This window comes from Neorhizobium sp. NCHU2750 (genome assembly GCF_003597675.1).
Taxonomy (GTDB): Bacteria; Pseudomonadota; Alphaproteobacteria; order Rhizobiales; family Rhizobiaceae; genus Neorhizobium.
Genome location: NZ_CP030827.1, coordinates 4133011 through 4147734 on the forward strand (window position 1 = coordinate 4133011; position 14724 = coordinate 4147734).

General features: G+C 60.8%; 12 protein-coding genes. 6 read left to right on the plus strand and 6 right to left on the minus strand.

The features are described from left to right. Window positions 1–28: 28 nt before the first annotated feature. The 6 genes from NCHU2750_RS19875 to mepA form a co-directional block, all read right to left on the minus strand. On the minus strand, window positions 29–664 hold the full coding sequence (locus NCHU2750_RS19875; RefSeq protein ID WP_119942431.1) for a 2,3-bisphosphoglycerate-dependent phosphoglycerate mutase: 636 nt from the start codon (window positions 662–664) through the stop codon (window positions 29–31). A 21-nt stretch (window positions 665–685) separates the two neighbouring features. Next, window positions 686–1507 carry a 4-hydroxy-tetrahydrodipicolinate reductase gene (dapB, locus tag NCHU2750_RS19880; protein WP_119942433.1) on the minus strand — a complete coding sequence of 274 codons (822 nt, stop codon included), beginning with the start codon at window positions 1505–1507 and terminating at the stop codon, window positions 686–688. Between the two features lie 21 nt (window positions 1508–1528). Beyond that, a complete protein-coding gene (locus NCHU2750_RS19885) occupies window positions 1529–3310 on the minus strand; it encodes an ABC transporter ATP-binding protein (protein WP_119942436.1) in 1782 nt (593 codons plus the stop codon). A 119-nt stretch (window positions 3311–3429) separates the two neighbouring features. Next, window positions 3430–4452, minus strand: coding sequence for a glucokinase (locus tag NCHU2750_RS19890; protein WP_119942438.1), 1023 nt, complete (start codon window positions 4450–4452; stop codon window positions 3430–3432). 20 nt (window positions 4453–4472) lie between these two features. Continuing rightward, window positions 4473–4793, minus strand: coding sequence for a methylglyoxal synthase (locus tag NCHU2750_RS19895; RefSeq protein WP_245480427.1), 321 nt, complete (start codon window positions 4791–4793; stop codon window positions 4473–4475). Between the two features lie 282 nt (window positions 4794–5075). Then, complete coding sequence (gene mepA, locus NCHU2750_RS19900; RefSeq protein ID WP_119943588.1) at window positions 5076–6131, minus strand: penicillin-insensitive murein endopeptidase; 1056 nt, start codon at window positions 6129–6131, stop codon at window positions 5076–5078. 189 nt (window positions 6132–6320) lie between these two features. Here mepA and NCHU2750_RS19905 point away from each other — a divergent pair, with 189 nt between their 5' ends. The 6 genes from NCHU2750_RS19905 to pncB all read left to right on the plus strand — a co-directional run bounded on the left by NCHU2750_RS19905 (window position 6321) and on the right by pncB (window position 14647). Continuing rightward, a complete protein-coding gene (locus NCHU2750_RS19905; protein ID WP_119942443.1) occupies window positions 6321–8180 on the plus strand; it encodes an extracellular solute-binding protein in 1860 nt (619 codons plus the stop codon). Between the two features lie 143 nt (window positions 8181–8323). Then, window positions 8324–9406, plus strand: coding sequence for a microcin C ABC transporter permease YejB (locus NCHU2750_RS19910; RefSeq protein ID WP_119942445.1), 1083 nt, complete (start codon window positions 8324–8326; stop codon window positions 9404–9406). Then, complete coding sequence (locus NCHU2750_RS19915; RefSeq protein WP_119942447.1) at window positions 9406–10554, plus strand: ABC transporter permease; 1149 nt, start codon at window positions 9406–9408, stop codon at window positions 10552–10554. Before NCHU2750_RS19910 ends, NCHU2750_RS19915 begins: the two co-directional genes overlap by 1 nt. A 4-nt stretch (window positions 10555–10558) precedes the next feature. Next, a complete protein-coding gene (locus NCHU2750_RS19920; RefSeq protein ID WP_119943590.1) occupies window positions 10559–12187 on the plus strand; it encodes an ABC transporter ATP-binding protein in 1629 nt (542 codons plus the stop codon). A 64-nt stretch (window positions 12188–12251) separates the two neighbouring features. Continuing rightward, a complete protein-coding gene (locus NCHU2750_RS19925; protein ID WP_119942449.1) occupies window positions 12252–13202 on the plus strand; it encodes a 2-hydroxyacid dehydrogenase in 951 nt (316 codons plus the stop codon). Between the two features lie 140 nt (window positions 13203–13342). Then, window positions 13343–14647, plus strand: coding sequence for a nicotinate phosphoribosyltransferase (pncB, locus tag NCHU2750_RS19930; RefSeq protein WP_119942451.1), 1305 nt, complete (start codon window positions 13343–13345; stop codon window positions 14645–14647). The last annotated feature ends 77 nt before the right edge of the window (window positions 14648–14724 follow it).

A 14724-nucleotide genomic window follows, 5' to 3' on the forward strand; every position in this document is an offset into this window, starting at 1 on the left:
TAGGCTGATACGTTCTTATTTTGGGTCTTCAATGCGCCCCGGACATGTCGCCGAGGACGGCCTTGGTGGCGACGGTCGAGTCTGCCTTCAGGGTGTAGACCATCGGCACGCCGGTGGCGAGATTGAGTTCCAGGATCTCCGCCTTGCTCAGCTTGTCGAGCACCATGACGAGAGAGCGCAGGGAATTGCCGTGGGCGGCAACCAGCACCTTCTCGCCACGCAGCACGCGGGGCAGGATTTCCGTCAGGTAATAGGGCCAGACGCGGGCACCGGTGTCGCGCAGGCTTTCGCCGCCCGGAGGCGGAACGTCGTAGGAACGGCGCCAGATATGCACCTGCTCCTCGCCCCACTTGGCGCGCGCATCGTCCTTGTTGAGACCGGAAAGATCACCGTAGTCGCGCTCGTTGAGCGCCTGATCCTTGATCGTCTCAAGATCCGGCTGGCCGACCTTGCCGAGCACGATCTTCAGCGTCTTCTGGGCGCGCTGCAGATCCGAGGTAAAGGCGATATCGAACTTGATGCCGGTATCGGCGAGCGCCTGACCGCCGGCTTCGGCTTCCTGGATGCCGAGCGGCGTAAGGTCAGGATCCTTCCAGCCGGTGAAAAGGTTTTTGAGATTCCAGTCGCTCTGGCCGTGACGAACGAGGACGAGGGTACCGCTCATGATAAAGACCTCCGCATAATATTAATTTGAGAGCCCGAGCACGTCGAGCATCGAGTATTGACCGGGCTTCTTATCGCGCGCCCAGAGTGCGGCTGCAACCGCCCCTCGCGCGAAAATCGAGCGATCACGGGCACTGTGCGACAATGTTACCAGCTCGCCTTCGCCGGCGAGAATGACTGAATGATCGCCGACGACCGAACCCCCGCGCAGCGTCGCAAAACCGATCGTGCCGGCTGGCCGCGGTCCGGTATGGCCATCGCGAACCCGGACGGATTGGCTGGCAAGGTCGATGCCGCGCCCATCGGCGGCAGCCTCGCCGAGCAGCAACGCCGTGCCGGACGGCGCATCGACCTTGTGTTTGTGGTGCATCTCTACGATCTCGATATCCCATCCGTCCGCCGGCAGCGCACGCGCGGCCTGCTTGGCCAGCACGCCGAGCAGATTGACGCCGAGGCTCATATTGCCGGACTTCACGACACGCGCATGACGGCTGGCTGCGGCAAATTTTTCCTCGTCCGAAGCCGAGCATCCCGTCGTGCCGATCACATGCACGATGCGCGCCTGGGCTGCGAGGCCGGAAAACGCGACGCTGGTGGCTGGCGTGGTGAAATCGATAACACCTTCCGCATCGAGGAAAGCTTGCAACGGGTCGCTGGTTACCGGAACGCCGATAACGCCGGTGCCGGCGAGTTCGCCGGCATCCTTGCCGATAAAAGGCGAGCCCTCGCGTGCGACCGCCGCATGGAGAGTGACGCCGGGCGTTTCGTGGATGATGCGAATCAGCGCCTGGCCCATTCGTCCGCCTGCACCCACTACGACCAGCTTCATCTCACCGTTGCTCATGTCTATGCGTATTCCTGCTTGTCAGTTGTGTTCGGGCGCCTGCAGATTGTTGAGGCGAGCGTAAAGACCCTGCTTGCGCCGTGCAAGTTCCTCATGCGTGCCTTCCTCGACGACGCGTCCATCCTGCATCACCACGATCTTGTCGGCATTGACGACGGTCGACAGGCGGTGGGCGATGACGATCACCGTGCGGCCGCGCATCGCCGTGTCGAGCGCCTTCTGCACGGCGGCTTCCGACTCGTTGTCGAGCGCCGAGGTCGCCTCGTCGAGCAGCAGGATCGGCGCATTGCGTACCAGCGCGCGGGCAATCGACAGCCTCTGCCTCTGGCCACCGGACAATGTCACGCCGTTTTCACCGACCGGCGTATCGTAGCCCTCCGGCTGCGCGGTGATGAAGTCATGCGCATAGGCAAGCCTTGCCGCCTCTTCCACCTCGGCATCCGTGGCATCCGGACGGCCATAGCGGATATTGTCGCGGATCGAGCCCTCGAACAGATAGGGTTGTTGCGACACGTAGGCGAGCTGCTGGCGCAGGGAGGCCTTGGTTACGTCCGCGATATTCTGGCCGTCGACCAGGATCTGGCCTTCCGCCGGGTCGTAGAAGCGCGGAATGAGGTTGATGATCGTCGACTTGCCGGCACCGGAAGGCCCGACCAGAGCCGTCGTCTTGCCGCCCTCGGCAACAAGGTTCACGCCGCGCAGAATGGGGGAGCCGGCGGCGTAGGAAAACACCACATCCTTGAGCTCGACCTTCGCCTCGCTGATGGAGAGAGCCGGCGCGCCGGGTTTTTCGCGCTGGGCCGGCTGCAGGTCGAGAAGCGCATAGATCATCTGCGCATTGACGACGGCACGGTCCATCTGCACCTGAAGCTTGGCGAGCCGGCGAGCCGGATCATAGGCCATCAGCAGCGCCGTCACGAAGGAGAAGAAGGCGCCCGGCGGCACGTTGTTATAGATCGAACGGAATGCCGCGTAAGCCAGCACGCTCGATATCGCAAAACCCGCAAAGGTCTCCGTCAGCGGCGAGGTCCGTTCGGAAAGGCGCGCGATACGGTTCGACCGGTGTTCGGCGGTGTCGATGATCTTGTTGACCTTGCGCTCGAGTTCCTGCTCCATGGTGAAGGCCTTCACCACGGCAATGCCCTGGGCGGTTTCCTGCATGGCGCCGAGAACGCGGCTATTGACCTCGACCGAATCCCGCGTCGCGAGCCTGAGACGGCGCGACACGTAGCGCAGGGCGTAGAGAAGCGGCGGTGCCACGGCAAAGACGATCAGCGACAGCACCCAGTCCTTGCCGATCATCACCGCAATCAGCGAGACGAGCGTCAGAAGATCTCTTGCAGTGGAGGTGACGGTCAGGTTCATCACGTCCCGAATGCCGGCAATATTCTGGCTGATCTGCGCGGCCAGATGCGCCGAGCGGGCTTCGGAGAAAAATCCGACCGAAAGCGTCATCAGGTGGCTATAGAGCCGACGCTGGTAACGGGCCACGATATTGTTGCTGATCTTGGAAAGAGCCACCGCCTGGCCATAGGTGGCGAAGCCGCGCAGAACGAAGGCGGCGAGGATCGAGCCGCAGATCAGCCACACGATGTCCGCCCGCTTGTTGGCGAAGGCCTCGTTGACCACCGATTCCATGATCCAAGCGGTAAACGCGGTCGACAGCGCCACCATGATCAGACAGGAGACGGCAAACACATATCCGCGGATATGGTCCCGGCCGTTCTCCGAAATGATGCGCTTCAGGACGCTGACAACGGTAGTGGAATCAACGTGGCGCTTTTTGTCTTTTTCAGCCTTCAATGGAAAGTCCCAATTCGGCAGGATTACTGCATTATCACAAGAAAGGGCTTGTTAACCCCTTGCTTGCGGTTTTGCCAGTCGCGCCTGCCGGATTCGTTAACGGTGTGACTTTCCGGCATTCACCGGCGCCAGCACCGACCCTCCGTCGCAATCCCGTAGGCCTCTGGCGTGCGGGCATAGCTGGCAAGCCCGGCCAGTGCCGCCTGCGGATGGGTGACGACGAAGGTCGGGATCGTCTTCATCAATTCCTTGTGCGGCGCCTTGTCCTCGAAAGCCTTGCGGAAGAAGGGCTTTTTCAGTTCCGGCAGGATTTTCGGCGAAATGCCGCCGCCGAGGAACACGCCGCCGCGCGCCATGAAGGTGAGTGCCAGGTCGCCGGCAAGGCGGCCGAGATAGGTGACGAAAAGCTCCAGCGCTTCCGCAGCCTGGGCGTTCTTGCCGCCAAGGCCTTCCTCGGTCACGTTGGCCGGGTCCTTGATGCTGGGTGTAACACCATCAGCGGCGCAAACGGCATTGTAGATATGCAGAAGGCCGCGGCCGGAAATGATTTCCTCGGCCGAAACGCGCCCCTCGATGGTGACGAGATGCGGGAAAATCTCAAGGTCGCGCGGCGTGCGCGGGCCCATGTCCACATGGCCGCCCTCGCCGGGTACCGGAAACCACGTATCCTTGGCATGAAGAAGGCCTGCGACGCCTAGACCGGTTCCGGGGCCGAGAACGACACGTGTGGCATCGACGGCCGGCAGCGTGGCACCGATCGGCTCGCGGTCGCCTTCCGTCAAGGTCGCGACGGCAAGTGCCTGGGCTTCGAAATCGTTGAGCACGAGCACGGCGTCGAAGCCGAGTTCGCCGATCATCTTCTTCGGACGGACGATCCAGTCACAATTGGTGAGGTCGATCTCGTCGCCGTCGATCGGGCCGGCGACAGCCAGGATTGCCGAACGCGGCTTGGGCAGATCGGGATTGTTAAACACCTTGTCGACGATCGCATCATCGATCGTCGGGTAACCCGCCGTCGGCACATGGACGAAATCGGTTGCCTTGGTCTCGGCATCGGCAAGGATGGAGAAACGGGCATTGGTGCCGCCGATATCCCCGATCAGGATAGGAAAGGGCAATGTGTCAGATTGAGCTTTGGCCATGGGGAACGGATCTCGCGGATTTATCGAAAGTCGATGAGATGTTCTGCGGTGGCGCGGTTAAGCGCCATCGGAATGTCGTAGACGGTAGCAAGCCGGGTCAGGGCCTTGACGTCGACGTCATGGGGCAGGGCGGAGAGCGGATCGATGAAGAAGATCAGCATGCCGACATCGCCGGTCGCGATCATCGCGCCGATCTGCTGGTCGCCGCCCAGGGGGCCGCTTTTCAGCGGCGTCACGTCGAGGTCAGGACAGGCATCCAGCACACGGCCGCCGGTCGTGCCCGTTGCGACGATGCGGAATTTCGACAGCGCGGATTGATGCTGACGGGCAAATTCCGTCATCTCGTCCTTTTTCTGATCGTGAGCGATCAGCGCAATGCAAGGCTTGGACGTTTCCAAGTGCCTTCCTCCCTCCGGCCCTTGCGGGCAAATCGATCCGGCCGGCACGCCATCGGTCCGTCAGGATCTCGATTGGCACGCTAACCCTTTGATTCTAAGTATCGCCCTGGCAAATATCAATTTCGGTTACAGTTCGATGTCAGGGTTCTAGCGCGCCCTGAAGGATATGGGAAGGCTTCCAGGCGCATTGGTTCCCAGGGGCTTGGGCGGGCCAGGTTGGCGCGCTCAGCGCAACGGCCGTGCACGCGGTAGTGGCACGTTCTCCGGCACTTGTGCGGCATCGGAGGTGAGGGCGGTCGGAGTTTCCTCCATGGGCTCGGACGGCAGGGCTTTGGCGGCCATCGGTTGATCGCCGAACGTGGCATCCTGTTCGGAGCGAGCCGGCGCCGCAAGCACCGCCGCACAGGCTTTCGGCAGGTCCGAAAGCATGACCTGCCGTGGCTTGACGGGCTTCCTGTTCGGTTCGGCCGGTTTCGGCGGCGCCCAGGGCTCCTTGGTGAACCACCAGGAAAGCGACTTGCTGTTGCAATCGTCGCCGGCAGGAACCGGTGCCTGTTTCTCGCATGATGCAGCACCCGCGGGGCAATTGATGCGGATATGGAAATGTTCGTCATGTCCATAGAAGGGACGCACCTTGCCGAGCAGGCTCCGGTCGCCGGTCCATGTCTCGCAAAGCCTCTTCTTGATGGCGGGATTGACGAAGATGCGCTGCACCTGCGGATAGCTCGCCGCCTGCATGATGAGCCGCGCATGCGTGTCGGTCCACTTGCGCGGATCGACCGTCAGGAATTTGCTCTTGTCCAGCATCGAGGTGAAGGGAAGATCCTCGCGTTCTTCCACCGTCAGCGGCTGGGCGGGTTTCGGCGTGAACCAGATATCCGCATCGAGACCGACCTGATGCGAGGCATGCCCATTGATCATCGGCCCGCCGCGCGGCTGGGAAATGTCTCCGACCAGGATACCGGTTCCCCAGCCAAGCCTCTCCGCATCGGACGAAAAGCGTTCGAGCAGCGATATCATCGCCGGATTGCCCCAGCGTCGGTTGCGGGAAAGCCGCATCGCCTGCCATGTCGGCCCGTCCGTCGGCAGCGCCACCGCACCCGCCATGCATCCCTTGGCATAAAAGCCGAACGGCATCGGCTGCGACGCACTGGGCAGCTTCGCGGCGCTGAACAATTGCTTGGCGGTCTTCTGCTCCTCGGCCTGCGCCATTTCGGCCAGCACACCGAAAAGCGTTGCAGCTGCCGCCAGACTCAGTGCCAGTTTCAAGATCGGTTTCATCAGCATCCGTCGCAAATCATGTCGACCGCGATCTTAGTCCGAAATGCAACCCTGGGGAAACCACGCATGCGCCATCCGCATGCTTTCCCATGTCCATGGGCAATAAATCGGTTGTGAGCGGATGCTCCTGTTTTTTGCCCTCTTTTGCCCTATGCTTCGCGAAGCAGTGAGAACAGGAAGGAATATTGCATGGATTTGACGCGTCTGCAGAAGGGTCTCGCAATCGTCCTCGCCGTGTCCACCCTCGCCACCTGGGCCGCCGCACAGGAGCCTGCCAAAGCGCCGGAAGGCGGGCAGAACTGGCGATATGGCATGGCCGTCGTCGGTGATCTCCAGCTGCCTCCCGATTTCAAACAACTCCCCTATGTCGACGTGAACGCGCCCAAATCGGGAGAACTTCGGCTTTCGGATGAAGGCACGTTCGACAATCTGAACCTGGTGGTGGACAGGGGCGCTGCCGCTTCCGGCCTCGGGATGATCTACGATACGCTGATGAAGCGCTCGGAAAACGAGGTGTTCGGCACCTACGGGCTGCTGGCCGAGGCCGTCTCCTATCCGGACGACATGTCTTCCGTCACCTTTCGCCTGCGACCCGAGGCAAAATGGGCTGACGGTGAGCCCGTCACGCCGGAAGATGTGATCTTCAGCTTGAACGTGCTCAAAGAAAACAGCGCGATGTATTCCGGCTATTATCGCCACGTCACCGGCGCGGAGAAAACCGGCGATCGCGACGTTACCTTTCACTTCGACGAAAAGAACAACAAGGAACTTCCATCGATCGTCGGCGATTTTCCGATTCTGCCCAAACATTGGTGGGAGGGCAAGGACGCTCAGGGCAATCAGCGCGATATTACCCGCACGACACTCGATGCGCCGATGGGGTCCGGCCCCTACAAGATTGCCTCCGTCCAGCCCGGCTCCGCCATACGTTACGAATTGCGTGACGATTACTGGGGCAAGGACCTTCCGATCAATCGCGGCCAGTATAATTTCCGTGCCATCAGCTACACCTACTTCTCCGACAACGACGTGGAATTCGAGGCGTTTCGCGCCGGCAATATCGACTATCGACGCGAGAACAGCTCCAGCCGCTGGGCAACCCGATATGATTTCGATGCGGTGAAGGACAAGCGTGTGACACGCGAGGCTCTCACCAATCCTTTCAAGGCCACTGGTATCATGCAGGCGCTCGTGCCGAACATGCGCCGCGACATCTTCAAGGATGCACGGGTGCGCGAGGCCCTGAATTATGCCTTCGATTTTGAGGATCTGAACAAGAATCTCGCTTTTGGCGGGCTGAAACGTGTCGATAGTTTCTTCTGGGGAACGGATCTCGCATCGTCCGGCCTGCCGCAAGGCAAGGAACTGGAAATCCTTAACGAGATCAAGGACAAGGTTCCGCCGGAAGTCTTCACGACGCCCTACGCCAATCCTGTCGGGGGCGACCCGAACAAGGTTCGCGACAACCTTCGCAAGGCGATCGGCCTGTTCAAGGAAGCCGGTTGGGAACTCAAGGGCAACCGCATGGTCAACGTGAAGACCGGCCAGCCCTTGAGCTTTGAGATCCTGCTCAACAGCGCCGGCATGGAGCGCTCGGTCAATCCCTTCGTCGCGAGCCTCAAGAAGATCGGGGTGGAGGCTCGCCTGCGCACCGTCGACGCTTCGCAGTACATCAACCGTACACGCAGCTTCGACTATGACATGATCTGGGCCGTATGGGGCGAGACGATGAACCCCGGCAATGAGCAGGCCGAATACTGGGGCTCGCAGTCGAAGGACCGGCAGGGTTCACGCAATTATGCCGGTATCGCCGACCCGGCAGTCGATATCTTGATCCATAAGATCGTCTTTGCGCCGGACCGTGAGGATCAGATTGCCGCGGTCAGGGCGATGGACCGCGTCCTTCTGGCCAATCATTACGTCGTGCCGGTCTTCTATTCGGGCGAGGAGAAGATTGCCTATTGGAACCGGATCGCACATCCGCAAACGCTGCCGGAATACGGGATAGGGTTCCCGGATGCATGGTTTGCCAAGGATCAGGCCAAGTAAGGTGCTTGCGCCTTGCCTGCCCAACTGTTCCAAATGGCCGGATTGATTCGCTTGAAAACGAAGGAAGCCCGTTTGAGCCTTGAGCTGCCTCACGGTGACATGCCGGAACTGTTCGGCCCGGATTTGAACGGCGGAGCACGCTGATGGGCGCCTATATTCTTCGCCGCCTGCTGTTGATGATCCCGACTATCGTCGGCATCATGGCGATCTCGTTTCTCGTCGTGCAATTTGCCCCCGGCGGTCCGGTCGAACAAGTGATTGCTCAGATCCAGGGGCAGGATTCGGGCGACAGGCTTTCCGGTGCCAATAGTGACCTGATGGCACAGGGCGCCAACAGCGAATCCAACTATCGCGGTGCGCAGGGTCTCGATCCGGAATTCATCAAGAAGCTCGAAAAGCAGTTCGGTTTCGACAAGCCGCCGCTCACTCGCTTCCTCGACATGATGTGGAACTATATCCGCTTCGATTTCGGCGAGAGCTTCTTCCGCAACACCTCGGTGATCGATCTGATCATCGACAAGCTGCCGGTCTCCATGTCGCTCGGCTTCTGGATCCTGATCGTGTCCTACCTCATCTCCATCCCGCTCGGCATCCGCAAGGCGGTGAAGGATGGATCGAGCTTCGACATCTGGACGTCCGGCGTCATCATCGTCGGTTATGCGGTGCCGAGCTTCCTCTTTGGCATCCTCTTGATCGTGCTGTTTGCCGGCGGTTCCTTCTTCGACTGGTTCCCGCTGCGTGGCCTCGTTTCCGACAATTTCGACGATCTCACCTGGTATCAGAAGATCGGCGACTATTTCTGGCATCTCACCCTGCCGCTGATCGCCATGTCGCTCTCGGCCTTTGCCACGACGACGCTGTTGACCAAGAACTCCTTCATCGACGAGATCAAGAAACAGTATGTCACGACGGCGCGCGCCAAGGGCCTGAACGAGCGGCAGGTGCTGTATGGCCATGTCTTCCGCAACGCCATGCTGATCGTCATCGCCGGCTTCCCCGGCGCCTTCATCTCGGCCTTCTTCACCGGTTCGCTGCTGATCGAGAACATCTTCTCGCTCGATGGCCTGGGAAGGCTTGGCTATCTGTCGATCGTCAATCGCGACTATCCGATCGTCTTCGGCACGCTCTACATCTTCTCGCTGATGGGCCTCGTCGTGAACCTGATCTCCGACCTGATCTATACCTGGATCGACCCGCGCATCGATTTCGAGCGGAGGGATGTCTGATGAACGCCCCCGCCGTAACCACGCCTGCCGAAACATCGGCACCCGCAAAGCGCCCCTTCCTGTCGCCGACGACGAAACGCCGGCTTGCCAATTTCCGCGCCAACAAGCGCGGCTTCTCGTCCTTCTGGCTCTTCATGATCCTGTTCGTGCTGAGCCTGTTTGCCGAATTCATCGCCAATGACCGCCCGATCATCGCCTCGTACAAGGGCGAGATCCTCTATCCGGTGCTGGTCGATTACCCGGAAGAAAAGTTCGGCGGCTTTCTCGCGACCACCGACTATCGCTCTGATTACATCCAGCAGGAAATCAACGCCCATGGCTGGATGATCTGGCCGCCGATCCGTTATTCCTACCAGACGGTCAATTCGCAGATCCCCCATTCGGCGCCGACCGAACCCTTCTGGCTGATGCCGAAGGCCGATCGCTGCAAGGCCTATCCGGAAGGCGACAAGGACCCGAACTGCATTACCGGCAATCTCAACTGGCTCGGAACCGACGATCAGGCACGCGATGTCATGGCGCGGATGATCTATGGTTTCCGCATCTCCGTTCTGTTCGGCCTGGCACTCACCATCTGCTCGGCGGTCATCGGCGTCGGTGCCGGTGCCGTGCAGGGCTATTTCGGCGGTTGGACCGATCTTCTGATGCAGCGTTTCATCGAGATCTGGTCGGCCATGCCGGTTCTCTACATCCTGCTGATCATCGCCTCCATCCTGCCGCCCGGCTTCTTCATCCTGCTCGGCATATTGCTGCTCTTCTCCTGGGTCAGCCTTGTCGGTGTCGTCAGGGCGGAGTTTCTGCGCGCCCGCAATTTCGAATATGTCAGGGCCGCCCGCGCGCTCGGTGTCGGCAACTGGACGATCATGGTTCGCCACCTCCTGCCCAACGCCATGGTGGCGACGCTCACTTTCCTGCCCTTCATCCTGTCGGGGTCGATCGCGACGCTCACCTCGCTCGACTTCTTGGGCTTCGGCATGCCGCCCGGTTCGCCGTCGCTGGGCGAGATGATCGCGCAGGGCAAGAACAATCTCCAGGCGCCCTGGCTCGGCCTCACTGCCTTCTTCACCATGTCGATCATGCTGTCGCTGCTGATCTTCATCGGCGAGGCGGTGCGCGATGCCTTCGATCCCCGCAAGACGTTCCGGTGATATGATGACAGACGCTCTTCTTTCCGTCCGGGACCTGTCCGTCGCCTTCCATCAGGGCGAAACGGAAACGCTTGCCGTCGACCGCGTATCCTTCGATATCAGGCCCGGCGAGGTTCTGGCGCTGGTCGGCGAATCCGGCTCCGGCAAGTCCGTTTCGGCCAATTCCATCCTCAAGCTTCTGCCCTATCCGGCTGCGAGCCATCCGTCGGGAGAAATCCTCTTCAACGGCAAGGATCTCCTGAAGGCATTGGAGCCGGAACTGCGCCGTGTGCGCGGCAACGACATCACGATGATCTTTCAGGAGCCGATGACCTCGCTCAATCCGCTCCACACGATCGAGAAGCAGGTCGGCGAAATCTTGGAAATGCATCAGGGCATGAGGGGAACTACCGCCCGCGCCCGCATCCTGGAGCTCCTCAATCAGGTCGGCATCCGTGAGCCGGAAAAGCGGCTCACCGCCTATCCGCACGAACTGTCCGGCGGCCAGCGGCAACGTGTGATGATCGCCATGGCGCTCGCCAACCGGCCAAAGCTGCTGATCGCCGACGAGCCGACCACGGCGCTCGACGTGACGGTACAGGCGCAGATCCTCGAATTGTTGAAGACGCTGAAGGGCGAGCATGGCATGTCCATGCTGTTCATCACCCACGATCTCGGCATCGTGCGCAAGTTCGCCGATCGCGTCTGCGTCATGACCAAGGGAAAGATTGTCGAGGAAGGCACGGTCGAGGCCGTCTTCAACAACCCTCAGCATGCCTATACCCGGCACCTCCTGTCGTCCGAGCCGCGCGGCGTGCCGCCGCTTGCCGATCCCGCCCGCCCGGTCGTGATGGAAGCCAAGGACCTGCGCGTCTGGTTCCCGATCAAGGCCGGCTTCATGCGCAAGGTGGTCGATCACGTGAAGGCCGTCGATGGCGTGGACCTGACGCTGCGCGCTGGAGAGACGCTCGGCATCGTCGGCGAATCCGGCTCCGGCAAGACGACGCTTGGCCTCGCTCTCGCCCGCCTGATCGCATCGCAAGGCCGTATCGTCTTCATCGGCGACGCCATCAACGGCTATTCCTTCAAGCAGATGTTGCCCTATCGCAATCGCCTTCAGGTCGTCTTTCAGGATCCCTTCGGTTCGCTCAGCCCCCGCATGCCGGTGGGAGAGATCATCGCCGAGGGATTGAAGGTGCACGAACGGTCGCTGACGGCCGATCAGCGCGACGAACGTGTCTCCTGGGCGCTGCAGGAGGTCGGTCTCGACCCGGCCACCCGCTGGCGCTATCCGCATGAATTCTCCGGGGGGCAGAGGCAACGTATCGCCATCGCCCGCGCCATGGTGCTCAAGCCCCGCTTCGTCATGCTCGACGAGCCGACCTCGGCGCTCGACATGACCGTGCAGGCGCAGGTGGTCGATCTGTTGCGCGATCTGCAGGCCAAGCATGATCTCGCCTACCTCTTCATCAGCCATGACCTGAAGGTGGTGAAGGCGCTTGCCAACCACGTCATCGTCATGCGCATGGGCAAGGTGGTCGAGGAAGGCCCGTCGGAGGCCATCTTCCGTTCGCCGAGGCAAGACTATACCAAGGCCCTCATGGCCGCTGCCTTCGACATGCAGGCCGTCGAGAATGGTGTCGTCGGACAGTAATTGCGTGGCCAGTAACTGCACAGCCGGTAATTGCCCGGCTAATAATTGAAATGGGGGAACCACCATGTCCGAAAAGGCATCCGTCGTCATCGACCTGAAATTCGAGCCTGAGGATGTGGCACGTGCGCTTGCCGGTTCTTTCGAAGGGCGCAAGGTTCTTCTCGCATCCGACAAGTCGGCCGATTTGAGCGGCGCGCGTTACGCTTTCCTCTGGAAGCCGGATCTCGACCTCTTCGAGCGCGCCCCCAATCTGGAAGTGCTGTTTTCCGGCGGTGCGGGCGTCGATGCCATCCTCGCCGTGCCGGGCCTGCCCGATCTGCCGATCGTCCGCTTCGTCGACGAAAGCCTCACCACCCGCATGAGCGAGTGGGTCGTGCTGCAATGCCTGAGCCATCTGAGGCAGGCACCGGCCTATATGCGCCAGCAGGCGAGCCGCACCTGGCGGGAGCTCTCCCAGCCGGAAGCGAAGGAGCTCACCGTTGGCGTCATGGGCCTCGGCATCCTCGGACAGGATGCCGTGCGCAAACTGAAGGTGATGGGCTTTGACGTCATCGGCTGGTCGCGAACCGCAAAGACGATAGACGGTATCGAGACCTTCGATGCCGCCGGCCTCGACGATTTTCTCGGCCGCACCGACATCCTGGTCGGCCTTCTGCCATTGACCGATGACACCCGTGGGATATTCGATGCGTCCCTGTTTTCCAGGTTGCGGCAAGGCGGTGCGCTCGGCAGACCCATCTTCATCAATGCCGGGCGCGGTGGCAGCCAGGTGGAGGCGGATATCGTTGCGGCACTCGACAAGGGTGTGCTTGGCGGTGCCTCGCTGGATGTCTTCGAAGTCGAGCCGCTGGCAGCGACGAGCCCGCTCTGGGGCATGGACAATGTCATCCTCACCGCCCATGCCGCTGCGGCCTCCGATATCCGTTCGCTGTTTGCCAATGCCGAAAAGCAGATCGAGCGATGGGAGCAGGGAGAGCCGCTGCAGCATCTGGTCGACAAGGTACGGGGATACTGAGCCTCGCGCCGTACCGCGATGGCTCAACTGTGTCTGGACTTAATCGATTTTTTTCCCGATAAAGCTGCCGGGAGGCGGGATAGCTTGCCTCCTTAGCGAGTGAGGCCGACCGGTCACAGGCGACCGGGACAGGGGCAGGCATGACCAAGACCGATATCGCAACCAGGGTGTATAACCACAGCTGGAAGCTCGATCCGATCATCCGCAGTCTGATCGACACCGATTTCTACAAACTTCTGATGCTGCAGATGATCTGGAAACTTTATCCGGATGTCGATGCGACATTTTCGGTTATCAACCGCACAACCAGCGTCAAGCTGGCGGATGAGATCGATGAAGGCGCCCTGCGTGAGCAGCTCGACCATGCGCGCACCGTCGGCCTCTCCAAGAAGGAGATGATCTGGCTCGCCGGTAACACCTTCTATGGCCGCAACCAGATTTTCGAGCCCGAGTTTCTGACCTGGCTCTCCACCTATAAATTGCCGGAATACGAGCTGTTCAAGCGCAATGGCCAATATGAGTTGAACTTCCACGGCAAGTGGATGGACACGACCATGTGGGAAATCCCGGCTCTGGCGATCATCAACGAGATGCGCTCGCGCTCGGCCATGCGCTCGGTCGGCTATTTCACGCTCGACGTGCTCTATGCGCGCGCCAAGGCCAGGATGTGGGAGAAGGTCGAGCGGCTGCGTACCCTGCCGGGCCTGAGGATCTCCGACTTCGGCACGCGCAGGCGGCATAGTTTCCTCTGGCAGCGCTGGTGCGTCGAAGCCTTGAAGGAAGGCATCGGCAGCGGCTTTACCGGCACCAGCAACGTGTTGCTCGCCATGGATTCCGATCTCGAAGCCGTCGGCACCAATGCGCACGAGCTTCCCATGGTCGCGGCGGCACTTGCCAATACCGACGAGGAGCTTCGCAACGCCTCCTATCAGGTGCTGAAGGACTGGAACCGGCTCTATCACGGCAATCTGCTGATCGTCCTGCCGGATGCGTTCGGCACGGCATCGTTCCTGCGCGATGCGCCGGACTGGGTGGCCGACTGGACCGGCTTCCGCCCCGATAGCGCCCCGCCGATCGAAGGTGGCGAAAAGATCATCTCCTGGTGGAAGAAAATGGGCCGCGACCCGAAGGAAAAGCTGCTGATCTTCTCCGACGGGCTCGATGTCGATGCCATCATCGATACCTATCGCCATTTCGAAGGCAGGGTACGCATGAGCTTCGGCTGGGGAACCAACCTCACCAACGATTTCGCCGGCTGCGCTCCGGTGGAAATCGCCGGGCTGAAACCCATCTCCGTCGTCTGCAAGGTCAGCGAGGCCAATGGCCGTCCCGCCGTCAAGCTCTCCGACAATCCCCAGAAGGCGACCGGAGATCCTGAAGAAGTTCAGCGCTATCTCCGCTTCTTTGGTGAAGAAGATCGCGTCAGCCAGAAGCTCGTGGTCTGAGATAATTCTATCGAAGTGCTTTTCCACAAGATGAAACCCCGCCTTGCGGGCGGGGTTTCCTGTCTCTGAATACCAGG